This is a genomic window from Facklamia sp. P13055 (assembly GCF_050409445.1).
Taxonomy (GTDB): domain Bacteria; phylum Bacillota; class Bacilli; order Lactobacillales; family Aerococcaceae; genus Facklamia.
Window position 1 is genome coordinate 1 of record NZ_JBNUPL010000017.1, and the last position, 15,452, is coordinate 15,452.

The 15,452-nt window shown below is 35.8% G+C and carries 13 protein-coding genes and 1 pseudogene; 3 read left to right on the forward strand and 11 right to left on the reverse strand.

Annotated features, from left to right (window positions below; translation table 11 throughout):
- Positions 1 to 98: 98 nt before the first annotated feature.
- Together ACQV2O_RS06655 and ACQV2O_RS06660 are read right to left on the reverse strand one after the other, a co-directional pair.
- Entirely contained in the window at positions 99 to 299 is a 201-nt protein-coding gene (locus tag ACQV2O_RS06655; protein WP_428874223.1) for a cold-shock protein, read from the reverse strand.
- Positions 300 to 519: 220 nt separating this feature from the next.
- Complete coding sequence (locus tag ACQV2O_RS06660) at positions 520 to 1,383, reverse strand: GNAT family N-acetyltransferase (RefSeq protein WP_428875329.1); 864 nt, start codon at positions 1,381 to 1,383, stop codon at positions 520 to 522.
- Between the two features lie 185 nt (positions 1,384 to 1,568).
- On the opposite strand from ACQV2O_RS06660, the gene ACQV2O_RS06665 reads away from it, so the two are divergent.
- Positions 1,569 to 2,318 carry a hypothetical protein gene (locus ACQV2O_RS06665; protein WP_428874220.1) on the forward strand — a complete coding sequence of 250 codons (750 nt, stop codon included), beginning with the start codon at positions 1,569 to 1,571 and terminating at the stop codon, positions 2,316 to 2,318.
- A gap of 150 nt (positions 2,319 to 2,468) precedes the next feature.
- Here the strand turns inward: ACQV2O_RS06665 and ACQV2O_RS06670 are convergent.
- From ACQV2O_RS06670 to fdrA, 8 genes and pseudogenes are all read right to left on the reverse strand, one after another.
- A pseudogene (locus tag ACQV2O_RS06670) lies at positions 2,469 to 2,734 on the reverse strand (DUF1722 domain-containing protein).
- A 130-nt stretch (positions 2,735 to 2,864) separates the two neighbouring features.
- Positions 2,865 to 3,698, reverse strand: coding sequence for a TspO/MBR family protein (locus ACQV2O_RS06675; RefSeq protein WP_428875331.1), 834 nt, complete (start codon positions 3,696 to 3,698; stop codon positions 2,865 to 2,867).
- Positions 3,699 to 3,836: 138 nt separating this feature from the next.
- Positions 3,837 to 4,094: a DUF5960 family protein gene (locus ACQV2O_RS06680; protein WP_428874218.1), complete on the reverse strand. Its 258-nt coding sequence runs from the start codon at positions 4,092 to 4,094 to the stop codon at positions 3,837 to 3,839.
- Positions 4,095 to 4,264: 170 nt separating this feature from the next.
- The gene (locus ACQV2O_RS06685; RefSeq protein WP_428874217.1) at positions 4,265 to 5,881 is read right to left on the reverse strand and encodes a PucR family transcriptional regulator; all 1,617 of its coding nucleotides are present in this window, start codon (positions 5,879 to 5,881) and stop codon (positions 4,265 to 4,267) included.
- A 276-nt stretch (positions 5,882 to 6,157) separates the two neighbouring features.
- Positions 6,158 to 7,228, reverse strand: a complete 1,071-nt coding sequence (gene allD, locus ACQV2O_RS06690) for an ureidoglycolate dehydrogenase (protein WP_428874216.1) — start codon at positions 7,226 to 7,228, stop codon at positions 6,158 to 6,160.
- A gap of 9 nt (positions 7,229 to 7,237) precedes the next feature.
- Positions 7,238 to 8,026, reverse strand: a complete 789-nt coding sequence (allE, locus tag ACQV2O_RS06695; RefSeq protein ID WP_428875333.1) for a (S)-ureidoglycine aminohydrolase — start codon at positions 8,024 to 8,026, stop codon at positions 7,238 to 7,240.
- On the reverse strand, positions 8,027 to 8,959 hold the full coding sequence (locus tag ACQV2O_RS06700) for a DUF2877 domain-containing protein (RefSeq protein WP_428875335.1): 933 nt from the start codon (positions 8,957 to 8,959) through the stop codon (positions 8,027 to 8,029).
- Positions 8,952 to 11,960: an acyl-CoA synthetase FdrA gene (gene fdrA / locus ACQV2O_RS06705; RefSeq protein ID WP_428875336.1), complete on the reverse strand. Its 3,009-nt coding sequence runs from the start codon at positions 11,958 to 11,960 to the stop codon at positions 8,952 to 8,954. The genes ACQV2O_RS06700 and fdrA overlap by 8 nt, the downstream gene beginning before the upstream one ends.
- A gap of 291 nt (positions 11,961 to 12,251) precedes the next feature.
- Here fdrA and ACQV2O_RS06710 point away from each other — a divergent pair, with 291 nt between their 5' ends.
- Both ACQV2O_RS06710 and ACQV2O_RS06715 read left to right on the forward strand, forming a co-directional pair.
- A complete protein-coding gene (locus ACQV2O_RS06710) occupies positions 12,252 to 13,004 on the forward strand; it encodes an alpha/beta hydrolase (RefSeq protein ID WP_428874211.1) in 753 nt (250 codons plus the stop codon).
- A gap of 23 nt (positions 13,005 to 13,027) precedes the next feature.
- Complete coding sequence (locus ACQV2O_RS06715; protein ID WP_428874210.1) at positions 13,028 to 13,960, forward strand: AEC family transporter; 933 nt, start codon at positions 13,028 to 13,030, stop codon at positions 13,958 to 13,960.
- A gap of 102 nt (positions 13,961 to 14,062) precedes the next feature.
- On the opposite strand, the gene allB is transcribed toward ACQV2O_RS06715, so the two are convergent.
- Positions 14,063 to 15,427, reverse strand: a complete 1,365-nt coding sequence (gene allB, locus ACQV2O_RS06720) for an allantoinase AllB (RefSeq protein ID WP_428875337.1) — start codon at positions 15,425 to 15,427, stop codon at positions 14,063 to 14,065.
- Positions 15,428 to 15,452: the final 25 nt, after the last annotated feature.

Consider the following 15,452-nt stretch of genomic DNA (forward strand, 5'->3'; position numbering starts at 1 on the left):
GAAGTAACCAGTCGGTTACCTCACCTACTCATCAACCCTATTTGACAAAGAGCCAAACAAAAAAAGCCCACCAACAAAGCTGGTGGGTCTAAATTATATTATAGTTTTACAATATTTGCAGCTTGGTCGCCACGATCGCCTGAAACAATATCGTAAGACACTGCTTGGCCTTCATCTAATGTTTTGAAGCCGTCTCCAGAGATGGCTGAGAAATGTGCAAAAACATCTTTCCCATCTTGTCCTTCGATGAAACCAAAACCTTTATCGGCATTAAACCATTTCACTGTACCTGTATTCATATATAAATCCTCCTGTGTGCGTCTTAAGCACTTTGTATTGCAATAACTAAATAATTAAAAAGAAGATTTACATTTGTTGAATGGAAATGACTTAATTAACTTATTTCTTTACTACTTACCTAGTATAGTCCAAAATTATTGATCTGTCAAACTTTATTTGAAAGTAAATGATGCTTTCATAAATTAAGAGCTAGAAAGTCAAGTGGCTGTACTAAATGTTCTATTTTTTAAGTTCTAAGTGGACAATACGAGTGATTTCCTTAAACCCTAACTTTTTATAAAGATTAAATGCAGTTTGGTTATCTGCTTCAACTGTTAAGTGGAAAGGCTTATGATTTGATTGAATCAAATCATTAATTGTTTGCTTCATTAGGTAAGTGGCAATTCCCTGCCCTTGAAAATTTGGGTCCACTGCAACACCAAATAAATAATTGACATCTGAGCTTTGGTCAGCAGAAATGGATGCAACTACATACCCTTGGCATAGGGCTACATAGATGGGGCTTTCTTGGTTTGCTACTGTTTCTCTAGCATATCGTAGGCTCAGCTCATAATCATCCTCAAAGCTTTCGGATTGAAAGCGAGCAATTTCCTCTACATGTTCCTCAGAAGCAATCAGAACTTTAATATCAAAACGTTCTTCAACTAAGTAAGGACTTGTCCCATAAGCCATTAATACTTCCTCATCTGTTAACAATAAGTTTAAAGAGACTAAAAATTTTGGATTTTCATCTATAAATATGCGTTCCGTTTTAAAAGTAGGAGATTTAATTCCATAAGAAGCAGTTTCTGATTGAAAGTTTTCGTAAAGTTTAGATGCTATGCCCTTGCGTCGATAGTTTGGATCGACAATTATTGAAAGTTCCGCTTCAGCATCATCGGCATAAACTGCTAATAAACCTATCATTTTCCGATCTTTATAGGCCGTAAAAAAACTAGGCATTGATCGATCAAAATTGTATCGATTAAATAGATACGGATCAGAAAAGGTTCGATCCACTTGATGTTTGTGTTTTAAAAGATCTTTTGCTGCTTGTATGTCGTTATTAGATAGATTTTGTTTACTTTGATAATGAATATTCATCTTACACACCCTTTTTAGCTAAGAATTAAATTTATTGCTTGATAATTTTAAGCTGAATAATCTGATTTAATGTTATAGATTTATATATCAGTCTTTCTTCTATATTACATTAAAGTGAAAGTTGTTGCTATTTGATAACTTGTATAGCATATTATAAATAACAAATCATTTGAGAGGTGGTCACTATGAAGAATAAATTTTTTATTAAAGTCCTCTGTTTAACATTAGGAATTATGACAGTAACCCTTGAGGCCAGTGCTGAAAATAAAGAAAAAGAGAGAATTCCTGCAAAAATTCAATCCAGTTTGAAACTAGAAAAAAAAGAAACTGCTAAAGCAGGGGCGATGACCGAACAATTAATCAAGGATGGCAATTCAAAAGTCACAAAGTATGATAAGAAGAACAAAGACTATCAAAATCAAGAAGCCATCATTCCAAAAAACTATTTAGACGTTATGCATACCGAGGGAAAAGTTTTAGGAAAAAACCCCAATACCATCGAATCAAATGGGATCGTCGTCGAATATATTCCTTTAGAAGATAATACAGGCAGTAAAGATGACTTTGACCAAGTGAATGATGTATTAGGGATAGATGGTGTTCCTCAAGTTGGAATGAATGGTATCCGTACCTTTTTTGGCCATTATTATGACCATATTAATACAGGAGCTTTTGCTCCCTTTGCTAGCAACAATTATTTTGAACCGGGTAATGAATTTATTGTTACAGATAAGGACGGAATATCCAAAGGCTATGAAATCACAGCAATCATTCCCATTCAAACTGACTTCCAATATAACTATTTCTATAATGAAGATTCAATTCCCTTCCTTGCCTATTACGGAAATGGCGATGACATGGCTGCCTTTATGACTTGTCGTTGGGATAAAGCTATTGGCCAAATGGATTTTGCTATAGCTTATCGCATTTGGTAGATATCAACCTTCAAATTAACTCTAATTAATTTTGACCTTCCTTTTGGAAGGTTTTTTCTAATAAAAAGAGCCTTTCACCATTCAATCCTAGTTAAAAACTTAAATTAAATGAGTAGAAGACTCTAATTGGAAATTTATTTAAATTCGCTTTTATTTTAGTAAAGTCGATGCCTGCAAATAAGAATTGGTGTATCGCTCAAGTAAATGGTTGATATATTTAATGACATCTTTTGGTTCGATTTTTCCTTGTGGATAGACCTCTAAGCTGCTTAAAAATCATCTTTTTCCTGCTGATTGGCTTGTTTTTTAAAATAAGCCCATCCATGAAGCAAGGCATTTACGCTTTGCTTTTGGTTTTCTGGCATTTTTCGGCAATATCTTTTTTCCACGAACATATTCGAGGTCAACATGATCATTTTTAAGGTGCTCTTTAATCTCTAAGTAAATATTTTGTAATTTAGAAAGAACTAAATACTTATTTCTTCTCCAAAGAGATTGACTTTCTTTTTTTGAAATTTTGACCCACCATATTTGTTCCCTTTCTACTCATTGATTTTGGCTGTTTAGATCCTTTGGGAAGATGCTATTTTTATTCCTAACAAACCGATAGATAGACGATACTACTAAGATAGCTAAACCAGCTAATAAGACAGCTTTAATACTTGTTACTAATTCCGGACTATGTACACCTTCTTCATAATTACTATAAATGCCATAGAAAGCCCAAGCTATTGAGATAGGAAAGAAAGCATTCTTATACATAAAGACATAGCCTACAACGAAAACAATGGCAATAATAATAACCACCAATGACCACACTGAATCTGAGATACCAAAGCCATCCCAGCCTATTTTGACTAAGAAAATAGAGATGTTTAAAAAAGTTGCGATTAAAACCCAAGCAGCATAGAGTGTAAAAGCGTAAGCTGGTAAATTATAAGAAATGTTTTTACTATTATAATTAATTTTTTCAATCAGTTTCATTAATGCTAAGAGTAATATAAAAATCATCACAACAGAAAGACCTATCAATTCGTATGAAAAACTAAAGATCCAACCCATATTAAAAAGACAGGAAACGATAAATAAAGGAGAAATCAGTGAAATAGTATGCATAATTTTTTTATCATCACGCTTAAAGGCTAAATAAGTCAGCGTGATTAACACTAAGGTGTAAATCACACCCCATATACTAAAAGCAAAACCAGCGGGAGTAATCAGTGTTGTATATTTAGCAGATACTTCTTGCTGGCTCATATCATTAATTAAACCTGATCCCCCCAAATAATTGACAAATATGGTAAGAAAAAAAGAGATGAAATCAGCTATTATCCAAAAATTTGTTCTATTAACAGCTTGACTCTTTGTTTGTTCTAACATATTTATCATTCCTTTTTACATTTTAAACTAACGACCTTTAGGTACCCCTCAACTCAATTCAAAAAAACGTTTCCATTTTGATTATAACATCTTTACTTATTAATAATATGTTCTGCATGTTTGTCCATTAAATAAATTTTAAAACAAATCACAGCCACGATATTCATAGAACTTATCAACTACACGAAAATAAAAACAATGATTTTTGCCGTCTAAACTTTTTGCTCGAGGTAAGATAAAAAATGTTATCTCATCTCTTTGCATCATCTTAATAATGCTGTCGATTACACAATAAAGAGGCAAACCTACAGCTGAATATCTCATATAATCTTCTTCTAATTGTCGATAGGCCAAATCAAAAAAATTAATTTCCAGCGCTTGTTCTTCCTTCAACATCGAATCACCTCTTCAACATTATAGAACGTACGTTCGTTTTTTTCAAGAGGTTTTAACTTTTAGCATTTTTTATCTTTATTAAAGTCCTTTGCAATAAAATAGCAAACTCTCTTAACTCCAGCGATGAGCCATAAGAGTTTGCTCAAACTGATCTGCATATGACTGATAAGCTAGACGCTAAGCATTAAGGCTATTCTAATGTTTAAGGACGCTCTTGGGTCGGTAACATCAACTCCTAATAATTCTTGACATTTCTCAATACGATATTTGACGGTATTTCGATGAACAAATAGTATATTGGCAGTTAACGTTGTCTCACACTGATTATCTAAGTATACCTTAAGGGTTTCACGTAATTCTTTTAAATTATTTGTTTGAGGATACGCTAACTCTTTTAGTACTGATTCGCAAAAATAATTAATATCTTTACTGTCGATATCGTGAAAAAGATGTTGAACTCCCGAATTGTTATAATAGCTAATAGTCTCTTTATTATAATCTGTCAATCGAGCTTTAAATGCTAAGGACGCTTGGTCAATCGACCTGGATACTTGATCAATTGAACTGACTGATTCGCCGACGCTAAAAATCATGTCAATATTAACCAGTTTTAACAAATCATCATGACACTGCATTAATTTCTCATCCAGATTACCGACATGATTTTGTAAGATTAGATAGAGATGGGCATTAGCGTCTGTTTGAAATAAAAACATATCCTTAAAATATTCTTGACCATAAATTTTTAGAAAATCTAAAATTAACGCATATTTTTCATAGAGTTTAACTGTTTTTAATTTAGGTTCCAGTGCACTTGAAACATTTACTTCAACAGCCAAGTAATAGTTGGAGTCAACATATTTAATTTCTTCAATCGTTTTATAAAGAATCCCTTTATTTAAGGTATCTCCTCCCATAGTCTCTAACATAAAACTAGAGGAAGTGTGTAAATAGCTGGAAAAAACTTTTTCCGTTTTATAAAGAATATAGGAAAGAACTAATTTGGCTTGATCAATCGTAAAGGCAGATATGGGGTAGGTCATATTCTCTGGGTTTAATATGAGCAAGTAATGGGGAAAGTATTTAAATACAAAGACACTGCTGGCAGAGATTAGAAGTGTCTGGTCATTTTCATCTTTCATTTTAAAATAATCATTAGGGACTTGTTTTTGTTTAAATCGCTTTTGAAACTGCTCCTGCAACGATTGGATAAGAAGTGGTTTTTTAGTGAAATGATGCGAATAACTCACCACTTTTTTTATTGGGCTCAAGAGAATAATCGGACATTTAATGATTTTACTGAATTCATTGATTACTTTATCAATGGAAGTATTGTTAAGTAAAAGGTCTGAGAATTGCTTTTGAATACTTAGCGCAAACTCAATTTCTTCTTTTCGTTGATTCCAGATATAATTTGAAATTTGATGGAGTAAGCGTCCGAGTGGATATTTATCAGGTATATTAATAATAGGAAAGTTGCGCTGATTGGCATAATCAATCACTTTGGGATGGAGTTCTCCATTAAGAAAACGTCCTGATTTAATGGCTAAACCTACTCCTTTAGCACGAATTAATGAATCGATAAAGGGAATCATCTGCAACTGATCATCTTTAAAAATCATTCCGGTTGTAAGAATTAAAGTCTCCGGACTGATATAAAACTCAACATCGGGTGTTTCAGTTATTTCGACGTTACTAACTTCTTGGTGTTCAATTGTTTTTCTATCTGTTAATAATTTAATCTCCGAGAGGTAGTCGATTGTTAATAATTTTTCTACGGATACCACACAAACCATCTCCTTAGTAAACTCATTATACCAAGAGATTTAATTCCTTCCTACTTTTACAAGCCATCTTTTATAGGATATAAAACAACTTAGACTGAGACTAACCAAAATAACAATTTATTGCTTAAGCAATTTTATAACTGATTTTCATCTTCCTTTTTTAAAAGACTTGACACTTATCACTTTCTTCAATATAAAAAATAGTCTAGCAATTGATAGATTGTTAGACTATTTTTAAATTTATTAATTATCTTGTTTTTTCTAAGCTTATGTGGTTTATTCAGCAAAAGCGCCTTTATTACCATACTGATTAAAATGAACAGTATCTGACTCAAGGTAATCGATAATATGTTTTGGAATATCAATCCCTTTTTCAAGATTACGTTCTGTGCTTAAAACCGCTAATTCTCCAGGATAGTAGACCTGATCGAAGCCATCAGCTGGTTTGATAGCATGCAACTCCTCTACCATCTGTTCAATATTGGAAGTAAATTGATCCAAGCTAGTAAAGCGTGCTGGGTCGACCGCGATATAAACGTGTCCTAAGTCTCTGCCCTTGTCTAAATCATTATACATTGAAGAGACACTCTTACCAAAAGGTAAGCCAAAGAGCATACCCGAAAGAATATCAACAATCATCATTAAACCATATCCCTTGGGACCCGCAATTGGTAAAAGACCCGCTACTTTATGTGGATCGGTGGTCGAATTACCTTCAGCATCAACTGCCCAGGTATCCGGAATTGACTCGCCCTTTGAACGCGCATCCAAGACTTTGCCCCAAGCTTGAACAGTGGTTGCCATATCAAAGAAGATTGGACGACCCTCCTTGCGAGGTGCACCAAAAGCAATCGGATTGGTTCCAAAATAATTTTCAGACCCTCCAAAAGGCACTACCATAGGATCAGATTGTGTCATCGACAGGCTAACATAACCAGCTTCTGCCAACTTCTCAACATAGTAAGCTAACATACCTGTATGACTAACATGGGTGACTCCTACCATGGCAATTCCATTTTCTTTTACTAATTCGATGACTTTTTCTAAAGCAAGATTAGCAATATAATGTCCTTGACCATTGTCACCATCAAAAGTAGCTGTCGCAGGACCTGTTTTTGTATAAGTAATCTTCGGTTCTTTGGTCACGCCCCCCTTGGCAATGCGTTCAGCATAATATGCAACACGAACAGCTCCGTGAGAATGAATATCAGATAAATCAGCATAAGTTAAGTGTTTAGCCGTTTCTAAAGCCGAATCTTCTGGTAGTCCTGCTGCCATTAACTTCTTTTTTATTAAGTCTTGTAGACGACTGGCTTGAATTTTTACTGTTTCATTTTTATCTGTCATTTTATCCTCCTATAGTTTAGGGTTGCGGTTAGCATCTTTAGAATAAACATAAGATAAAGGTTCGTCACGTCCAACAGCATAAGCACATTGTAAAGAATATCTTCCCATAAAGATGTAGTCACCTTTTTCGACCGGGAACCACTTATTATCAAGGTTATACATTCCTTGACCAGAAAGTAGATAAGCACCATGTTCTTGATAGTGGGTTTCGATATATCCATGACTAGCTCCTGGTTGGAATTCAAGAATATGAATATTCATATCAAAGCCAAAATCATCTGTTGGCAAGAAGTTCCATAAGAGGACGTCTTTCATACCTTCATACTCAATTGGTTGTAAATCAGCTTTATTACCCACCACTTTATGCGCTTCATGACCTTCAATAGCATCATAACGTCGTTGGTACAAGAAAACTTCTGTTATCTCTTTTTGAGCATTTTCTAGATACATTAATTGATCTACTGGGAAGAAAGCGTAGCCACCATCTGTTAATAGGTGTTCTTCTTTACCATCACTTACTTTTAATTTACCTGAGATAACATAAGCAAATGTTTCAAGCCCTTCTCCACCAAAACCACGTTCGTTCTTACCGCCTTCTTGGAACTCTGCAATATAATCATTAAAGCTAGCGCCAAGAGCAGGTGAGCCTAAAATTGAAATCAAAACATTTTCAAATCCTGGAATCTGATTATTCACTAAACCATCATGCGGTAAAATTGCATATAAGTCTTTCTCAACCACAGCACGGCTTTCTAATAAACCCTCTCTATAACCTGTTTTATTGTTTTTATATCCCATTTAAACCTCTCCTTTTAAAAGTTTGTTTTTTAGTATTAGTTGTAAGTAAAATTGTGCTCCCAAGAGCATATCATTACCTGAAGTGTGCCCATACGATTGGATTGCACGAATTGATTGACTTAACTGATCAGTTGCTTGATTCTCTATCGCCTCAATCAATTTCAGCCATGTCGGATTGACTTGTCTTGCTAAAGCAGCATGATAATAGGCTTGACTAACTTTAGTTGTTGCTTTTACTTTCAGCGCTTGCTGGATGAAATTAGATAATATTACACAGGTTTGTTCAAGTGAAGCAATTGGACCTCGGCGACTTAAGAGACTCTGTTCCATAACTAGCATTCCTTGTAAAAAGTCATCTCCCGAAGGAGTTAGTCCAAGCCCTTTACCAAAAAGAAATTGGACTAAATCTGACATTTTAGCTGGATCAGTCAATAAATCATTTTGTAGATCGCCAAGCAATTTGTTTTGATAGTAATTTTGCAGTGTAGCTAACTTATTAAAAGCCGATTGCTGATAAACTTTGGCTTTTCTCAGGCTATCAATAAGCTGTTTTAAATCTTTAACGGTTAGCTTTAAAGAATAAGCGGGTAAACAACAAGAATATCTTTGATAGTCGACTAGATCAATTTTTAGGGGTAAAGGGCGCGTATAGACAATCCATGAATGGTTCCGCTGTCGAATTTGTTCACCCGGCTTCAGACAGCGCATCAACTGATTAAACACTTGCTTGTTTTCTAACTGAACGCCTATTACAGAAGCCTTTTCTTGATTAACTGCTGAAAGATAAATCAGTTGTTGTGAACCCTCTGTCTTTCTTGTGACTAGATTAATCCCATGTTCAAAGACAGAGTCGACCCAATATATTTGATCTTCTAAGGGGAAAAGATAAGTCGAGATCAATAGGGCTGTTTTATCCGCTACTAGCTTATTCATCCACCTTAATTCCTAATGATTCCGCAAAAGCTACTAAAGCTTTTTCAAAGCAAGCAATCGGAGCAGTAACCGTTCCAGCACCTACTTGACCGACACCTGCTTTCTTATGTGCAATACCAGTATTAATAATTGGTTCAATTCCTGTTTCAACAACTTTACGAATATCGATTCCTAAGTTAGCTCCACGGAAATCCCAAGTTGGAATAGACCAGTTAGGGTTTTGTGCGCTGACTATTTTTGCTTGTTCATTGGAAATGCGAACTGCGTCTTCAAAACCACCTGCACCGATAAAGCGTGTCACTCCAGGGGCCGCTACAATGGCTGAACCACCTAAACCGATAGTCTCTGTAATTGCAGAGTCTCCGATATCCTTACTACCGTCTTCTTCACTATAACCAGTGAAATATAGACCCTTCGGCGTATTAACAGGTGCAGTAAACCATTGGTCACCCATGGCTGCAATACGAACACCAAAGTTTTCACCATTACGTGCCATAGTGGTAACAATACAGCCTTCTTGAATCTTACGTGCGTAGTCAACAATCGCTTTGCCAGTAGCCATCGCAATATTGAGGAAGAACTGGTCGGTATCCGCTAAGAATTGAATCACTTCCTGCTTTTGTTTAGCATCAATATCTAAGGATGTAATAATTGGAGCAATTTCTTTTAAGAATACAAGGGAAGCCGCAATATTTCTTTGGTGGAATTCATCACCCATGGTAATGGCTTTAGCAATCATAACATTGACATTAATACCACCTTCAATTTGACGTAACGCTTGTCCTAATACAGGCCCTAATACATCACGCATCCATTCAAGACGAGTAATAACTTCCTCATTGTTGGCTCCGAAACGTAATACCGTTCCGATCCCTTCGTTCATAATACAGTAACCAGTGGTACCGTCTGCTTTATTTTCAACGATAAAGACAGGGAAATTAGCAGTAGTAATTCCGCCCATAGGGCCTACTGCGCCCACATGGTGACAAGGCATGAAGGTGATTTCTCCAGCATCAATTTGTTGTTGTGCTTCTTCATGATTGGAAGCCCAGCCTTCAAATAGCATCGCTCCAATAACTGAACCTTGCATTGGACCCGTCATGTTTTCATATTTCACTGGTGGTCCAGCATGTAAAACAACTTTTTTATCCGTATTTAATTCTGGGATAACCTCTTTAGCATATTTCACATCGATTAAGTAAGGTTGCGAATCTCGCATACGACCAATTACTTTCTGGTTGGCTTCATCAATAGCCTCTGCATGTTTTTCTAGTTCATTTAAGATCTTGATTAATTTCTTATTGCCACCTGCTTTTGGTCGCCAGTTGTATTGAATAGCTTTGCCTCCAAACTTAATAATTGGATCCACAAAACTTTCGATACCAATATTTATAACACGTGGAGAAGTCATCACTAATTCTTGAACGTGTTCACTTGGACTAGGTAATTCGATCTTTTCGCCTGTATAAGCCACATGTTCTTTAGCAGCAAATTGATAGTGAACGCCCATCAATTCTAAAGCTAAACGAATCGCTTTTGCGTTAGTTGTTTCAACATAAACGCCCGCTTCTTTTAAGTTGGCTACAGCCTTATCGTAATCTTGAGGATCATTTGGTGTTCCCGTTACAGTCGCAACAACATAAACTTCACGTTCACTATCAGCCAATTTTGAGAGTTTTTCTTGAATAGTAGGAATCAGAGCATTAGCCATATCTGGGTGTGAACCATATCCTAAGACAACATCTAATAAAATAACACCTGTCTTTTCATCTGCAAAAGCTTCTTCTAACTTTTCAATTCGAATACTTGGGTCAATCATTGGATGTGGTTTACCTTGTGTATAAACATCGTCTCCTAAGTCCATCACTTGGAAACCGTGCGTATTTAAGATGTAACCTTCTTCGTTTTGAATATCTCCTAGTTCTAAAGCATCTGCAATTAGCATAGCTGCTTCATTTGCTAATGTTCCACCTGAGTAAAGACCTTTTACTGTTTTGTCTTTTAATTGAGATTGGATTTGGTTATCTAACCCGTCCACATATTTAGCTTTGACTTCTTCACCATTAGATAAGTCTATTGCTATTCTAGCTGCTTCTTCTAATGTATAAGCTAAAGCTACATTACCAATATGTTCGGTTGGTTTTTCACCTAAGAAAATGGCTACTACAGGCTTGGATAGGGATTGTAATACTTTAACAACTTGATCCCTTACTTCTTTTGCAGGTGGTTTAGAAATAACACAGATGACATCTGTCAATGGGTGCTTTTCTAAAGCGATAATGGCGTCAATCATGGTACGTGCGCCAACTGCTTCCTTCAAGTCTCTACCACCAGTGCCAATAGCGTGAACTACTCCGCCACCTAAACGATCAATAATGGTTGTGACTTCTTGAATGCCTGTCCCTGAAGCTCCAACCACACCAATATTTCCTGGTTTCACAACATTGGTAAAGGCCATTGGAATACTCGAAATGATTCCTGTCCCACAATCAGGCCCCATGAATAAGAGTCCTTTTTCATGCGCCTTCTCTTTTAGTCTCACTTCATCTTCCATTGAAACGTTATCTGAGAATGAGAAAACATGTAAATTATTATCAAGCGCCTTTTCTATCTCATAGGCTGCATACTCTCCTGGAATAGATACTAAGGCTAAATTAGCATCTGGTAAAGCTTCCATTGCTTCCTCCCAGTTATCAACATCTACCTTATTATCAGATTCTTTCTTAACCGTTAGGTCTGCCAGAAAATGATCGATTTCTTCTAAAACTTTGTCAAAAACTGCTTGATCTTCTGTTTCAACTACAATTGCCAAATCATTAGCACCAGCAGATTCTAATTCAGGAGTAGATAAACCGGCCCCTTTAAAGATATCCTTATTTGCATCCGTCGCCATCATAACCTGTGCTTGAGTAACACCATCAACTTTATTAATTTCTGCTGATAAAAGCATCAAGTTAATAGAGTCTTGATAATTACCTTTTTGAATTTTTGTGAATAACAAGAAAACCCCTCCCTTTGTCTACTATTATATCGTTTTCCTTCATATAATTCGATTGCTCAGTTTACAAATAAAACGCCTTCTTTTGTTCATTTCGAACAAAAATAAGGTTTCTTTCATTTTAAATTTGTAGTGGATGCGTTAAAAAGAATGTTAAAATAACCTTACAAGAATGGGCTCCATCTCCCTATTTAGAAGAAGGTGATTTAAATTCGACAAATAATTGATGTTTTTCAAACTCCTCACTATAAAATTTCAGCTACACTATATAGATCTTCACTGCCACAAAGCCAGATGTTGATTTATCTTCACGGTGGTGGACTGATTTTTGGTCAACGCGAAGACTTGCCGGGCGAATATATCGAATTACTTAACAGTAAAGGATATTCGATACTAGCTCTTGACTACTTATTAGCTCCTGAAAGTAATTTAGAGCAAATCATTAATCTTTTAAGCAAAACTCTTGAATGGTATCAAAATGCAGGTTATCAATTAGCAGGCCAAATAGATCCTTCATACAATCTATTTGGCCGGTCAGCCGGAGCTTATCTTGCCCTACAACTAGCTACAAGAAGGTCTTCTAAATGGTTGAAAACTATCATCAGCTTTTATGGCTATTACAAGTTAAATGATGCAAACTTTATCTATCCTAATCCTTACCATAATAAATTTGCGAAAGTGTCCAAAGAATTAATCGAGACTTTCATTCAAAACAAACCTATCAGTCAGGGAAACGAAAATGAGCGTTATTTAATCTACCTCTATTGTAGACAAGTTGGAAATTGGATTGAATTTCTAACGGATGATCCAAACAGTTTTTCACTCACTAAAGAGCAAATTAACCTACTACCTCCTTTACTTCTTGTCCATGCTGATAAAGACCCTGATGTTCCCATTCAACAATCAAAACAACTAAACAAATTCGCTAATCAAAGTCATTTGATTGAGGTTGCTTCTGCAGATCATGATTTCGATCGAACAAATTTAACAAAAGGGAGAGAGGTTTATCTGCAAGTCATAGAGTGGCTTGATTCGTTATCAAATTAAATAAAAATTGAAAGGATGTTTTTATGCAGTTAGATTTTATGTCCACGCTTCAAAGTGTGCTCGTCTTATTCATTCTTATTATTATTGGCTTTTTTGCTGGTAGGTGGAAAGTAATCAGTGCTCAAGGTCAAAAAGATATTACCAACCTTGTTTTGTATATCACCATGCCGGCAACCATCTTTAATGCCATGCAATTAGATTTTAATATTGAACGTGTGCAAAGAGCTTTTACAATTCTAATAATTGTAGCCGTTTGTTATGCTGGTATGTTGTTATTAGGATGGTTAGTTGCTAAACAAACTAAGTTAAGTATTTCCGAGCAGGATGTTTTTAGAGTGGCCCTTCTTTTATCTAATACCTCTTTTATGGGTTACCCTATTGTTAGTAATCTCTTAGGAGAAGAAGCTCTATTCTATGCTGTTATCGGCGCCGGGTTTTTATTTGAAACTGTCTCATGGTCAATTGGTATTTATTTAATGGGAAGAAACGGTTCAGGTAAGGTAGAATTTAATTGGAAAAAAATTGTTCTAAGTCCCGGCATCTTATCGATAGTCGTTGGTTTAATCTTCTTTCTTTTTAGTTGGCGAGTTCCTCAACCCTTGGATAAAGTTTTGAATATTTTAAGCCCGGCAACCTCACCGCTAGCCATGATTGTTGTTGGTTTAATTCTATCGCGCAGTGATATTTCTAAGATATTCGCTAATAAATTCTTATATATTCAAGCTTTACTCAAACTCGTTTTTATACCTCTAATAATTCTCTTTACTTTAAAAGCTTTTAATTTCTCAAACTATGAGTTAATTATTCCGACTATCATGTTAGCTATGCCGACAGCATCTTATGTAGCTATGTTTGCTCAAAATTACGACAATCATCCTGAGTTTGCTAGTCAGATGGTCTTTATGACTTCTCTGCTCTCAGTCGTTACCATACCAATCATCACTTTGCTCTTCTAATTAAAAAGTCTTCTGTTGGTATTAAAAAACCCCTAAGAATTAGATCCAATCTATTCTTAGGGACTATTTGCTTCTTCTGAAAACAAATTAGTCTATATTTAATTATTTAAATTCTCCAACAAACTCCTCTGTTACTCCCTTATCTATGCTATAAACCTCATGTCCTCTTACATAAGTAGCCATAACAGTTGCACCAATTTCGCTACCAATATAAGGACTGATCTTATTGCGATATTCTAAATCTTCAGCAGTTAAGACGTAAGATTTATTAGGATCAATTAAAACGATATCTGCATCTTTGCCTACTGATAAGCTTCCTTTTGTATCATCAATACCAAAACGACGGGCTGGTTGTGTCGCAATCACTTGTGCAAATTGCTCAAGAGACATACCACGCTTATTAACTGCTTCATCAAAGAACACATCGACATCATTTTGTACGCCTGAGATACCGCCCCAAGCATCAAATGCATTTTCTTTATCTTTCAAGTCTGGGGTACATGGAGAATGATCAGAGATTGATGAAATAATATCCCCTGAAAAGACATAATCCCATAAACCATCTTGAGCTTCTTTATCACGGATTGGTGGTGAACATTTAGCCACATTTCCAATAGCATCTAATTGGTCTGTTGTAAAGTATAAATAATGTAAACAAGTCTCACAAGTGACATCGACACCTTCTTGTTGCCCTTTAATAACTGCTTCCACACCTTCTGGGCAAGCCACGTGACAGATATGAATACGACAGCCTGTTTCTTTAGCAAAAAGAATTGCTCGTTGAATAGGTTCCACCTCTGTAAAGACTGGACGAGTCGCCACATACTCTGACAATTTTGATTTGCCTTCCGCTTTTGCTTTTTCACCTAGGCGATCAGTAATCGCTGCATTTTCAGCATGGATAGCTAGAACTTTTCCTGTCTTCGCAATTTGTTTCATCCCTTCGTAGAGTGAATAGTCATCCACATTTTGGAAGTCTCCATCAATTGAACGGTCGCCACAAGTTGCCATAAAACATTTATAGGCCGTTACACCGTTCTCATTTAATTCTTGAATACCACCTGTTTCAACATTATAAGGAACGAGTCCTCCAAATGAGAAAACATCCACTTTTAATTTACCTTGACCAGATTGGTATTTGTCCTTAATACTCGCTTCATCAGTTGTTGCTGGTACTTGGTTCAATGGCATTTCTAAGAAAGAAGTTACTCCTCCCTTAGCACAAGCAGAAGTTCCTGTAACATAACCTTCCCACTCATCACGATACCCTCCACCATTTTCAGTAATATGAACGTGACAATCAAACATTCCCGGACTAACAATTAATCCTTTAGCGTCAACCTCTTGCTCAGCCGATAAATTTTCACCAATTGCAGCAATCTTTCCGTCTTTGACTGCCAAATCGGTCACAACTGCGCCGCTTTCTAAAATGACTTGACCATTCTTGATGACTAAATCATATGACATAAAATAACCTCCTAATAAATTTTTA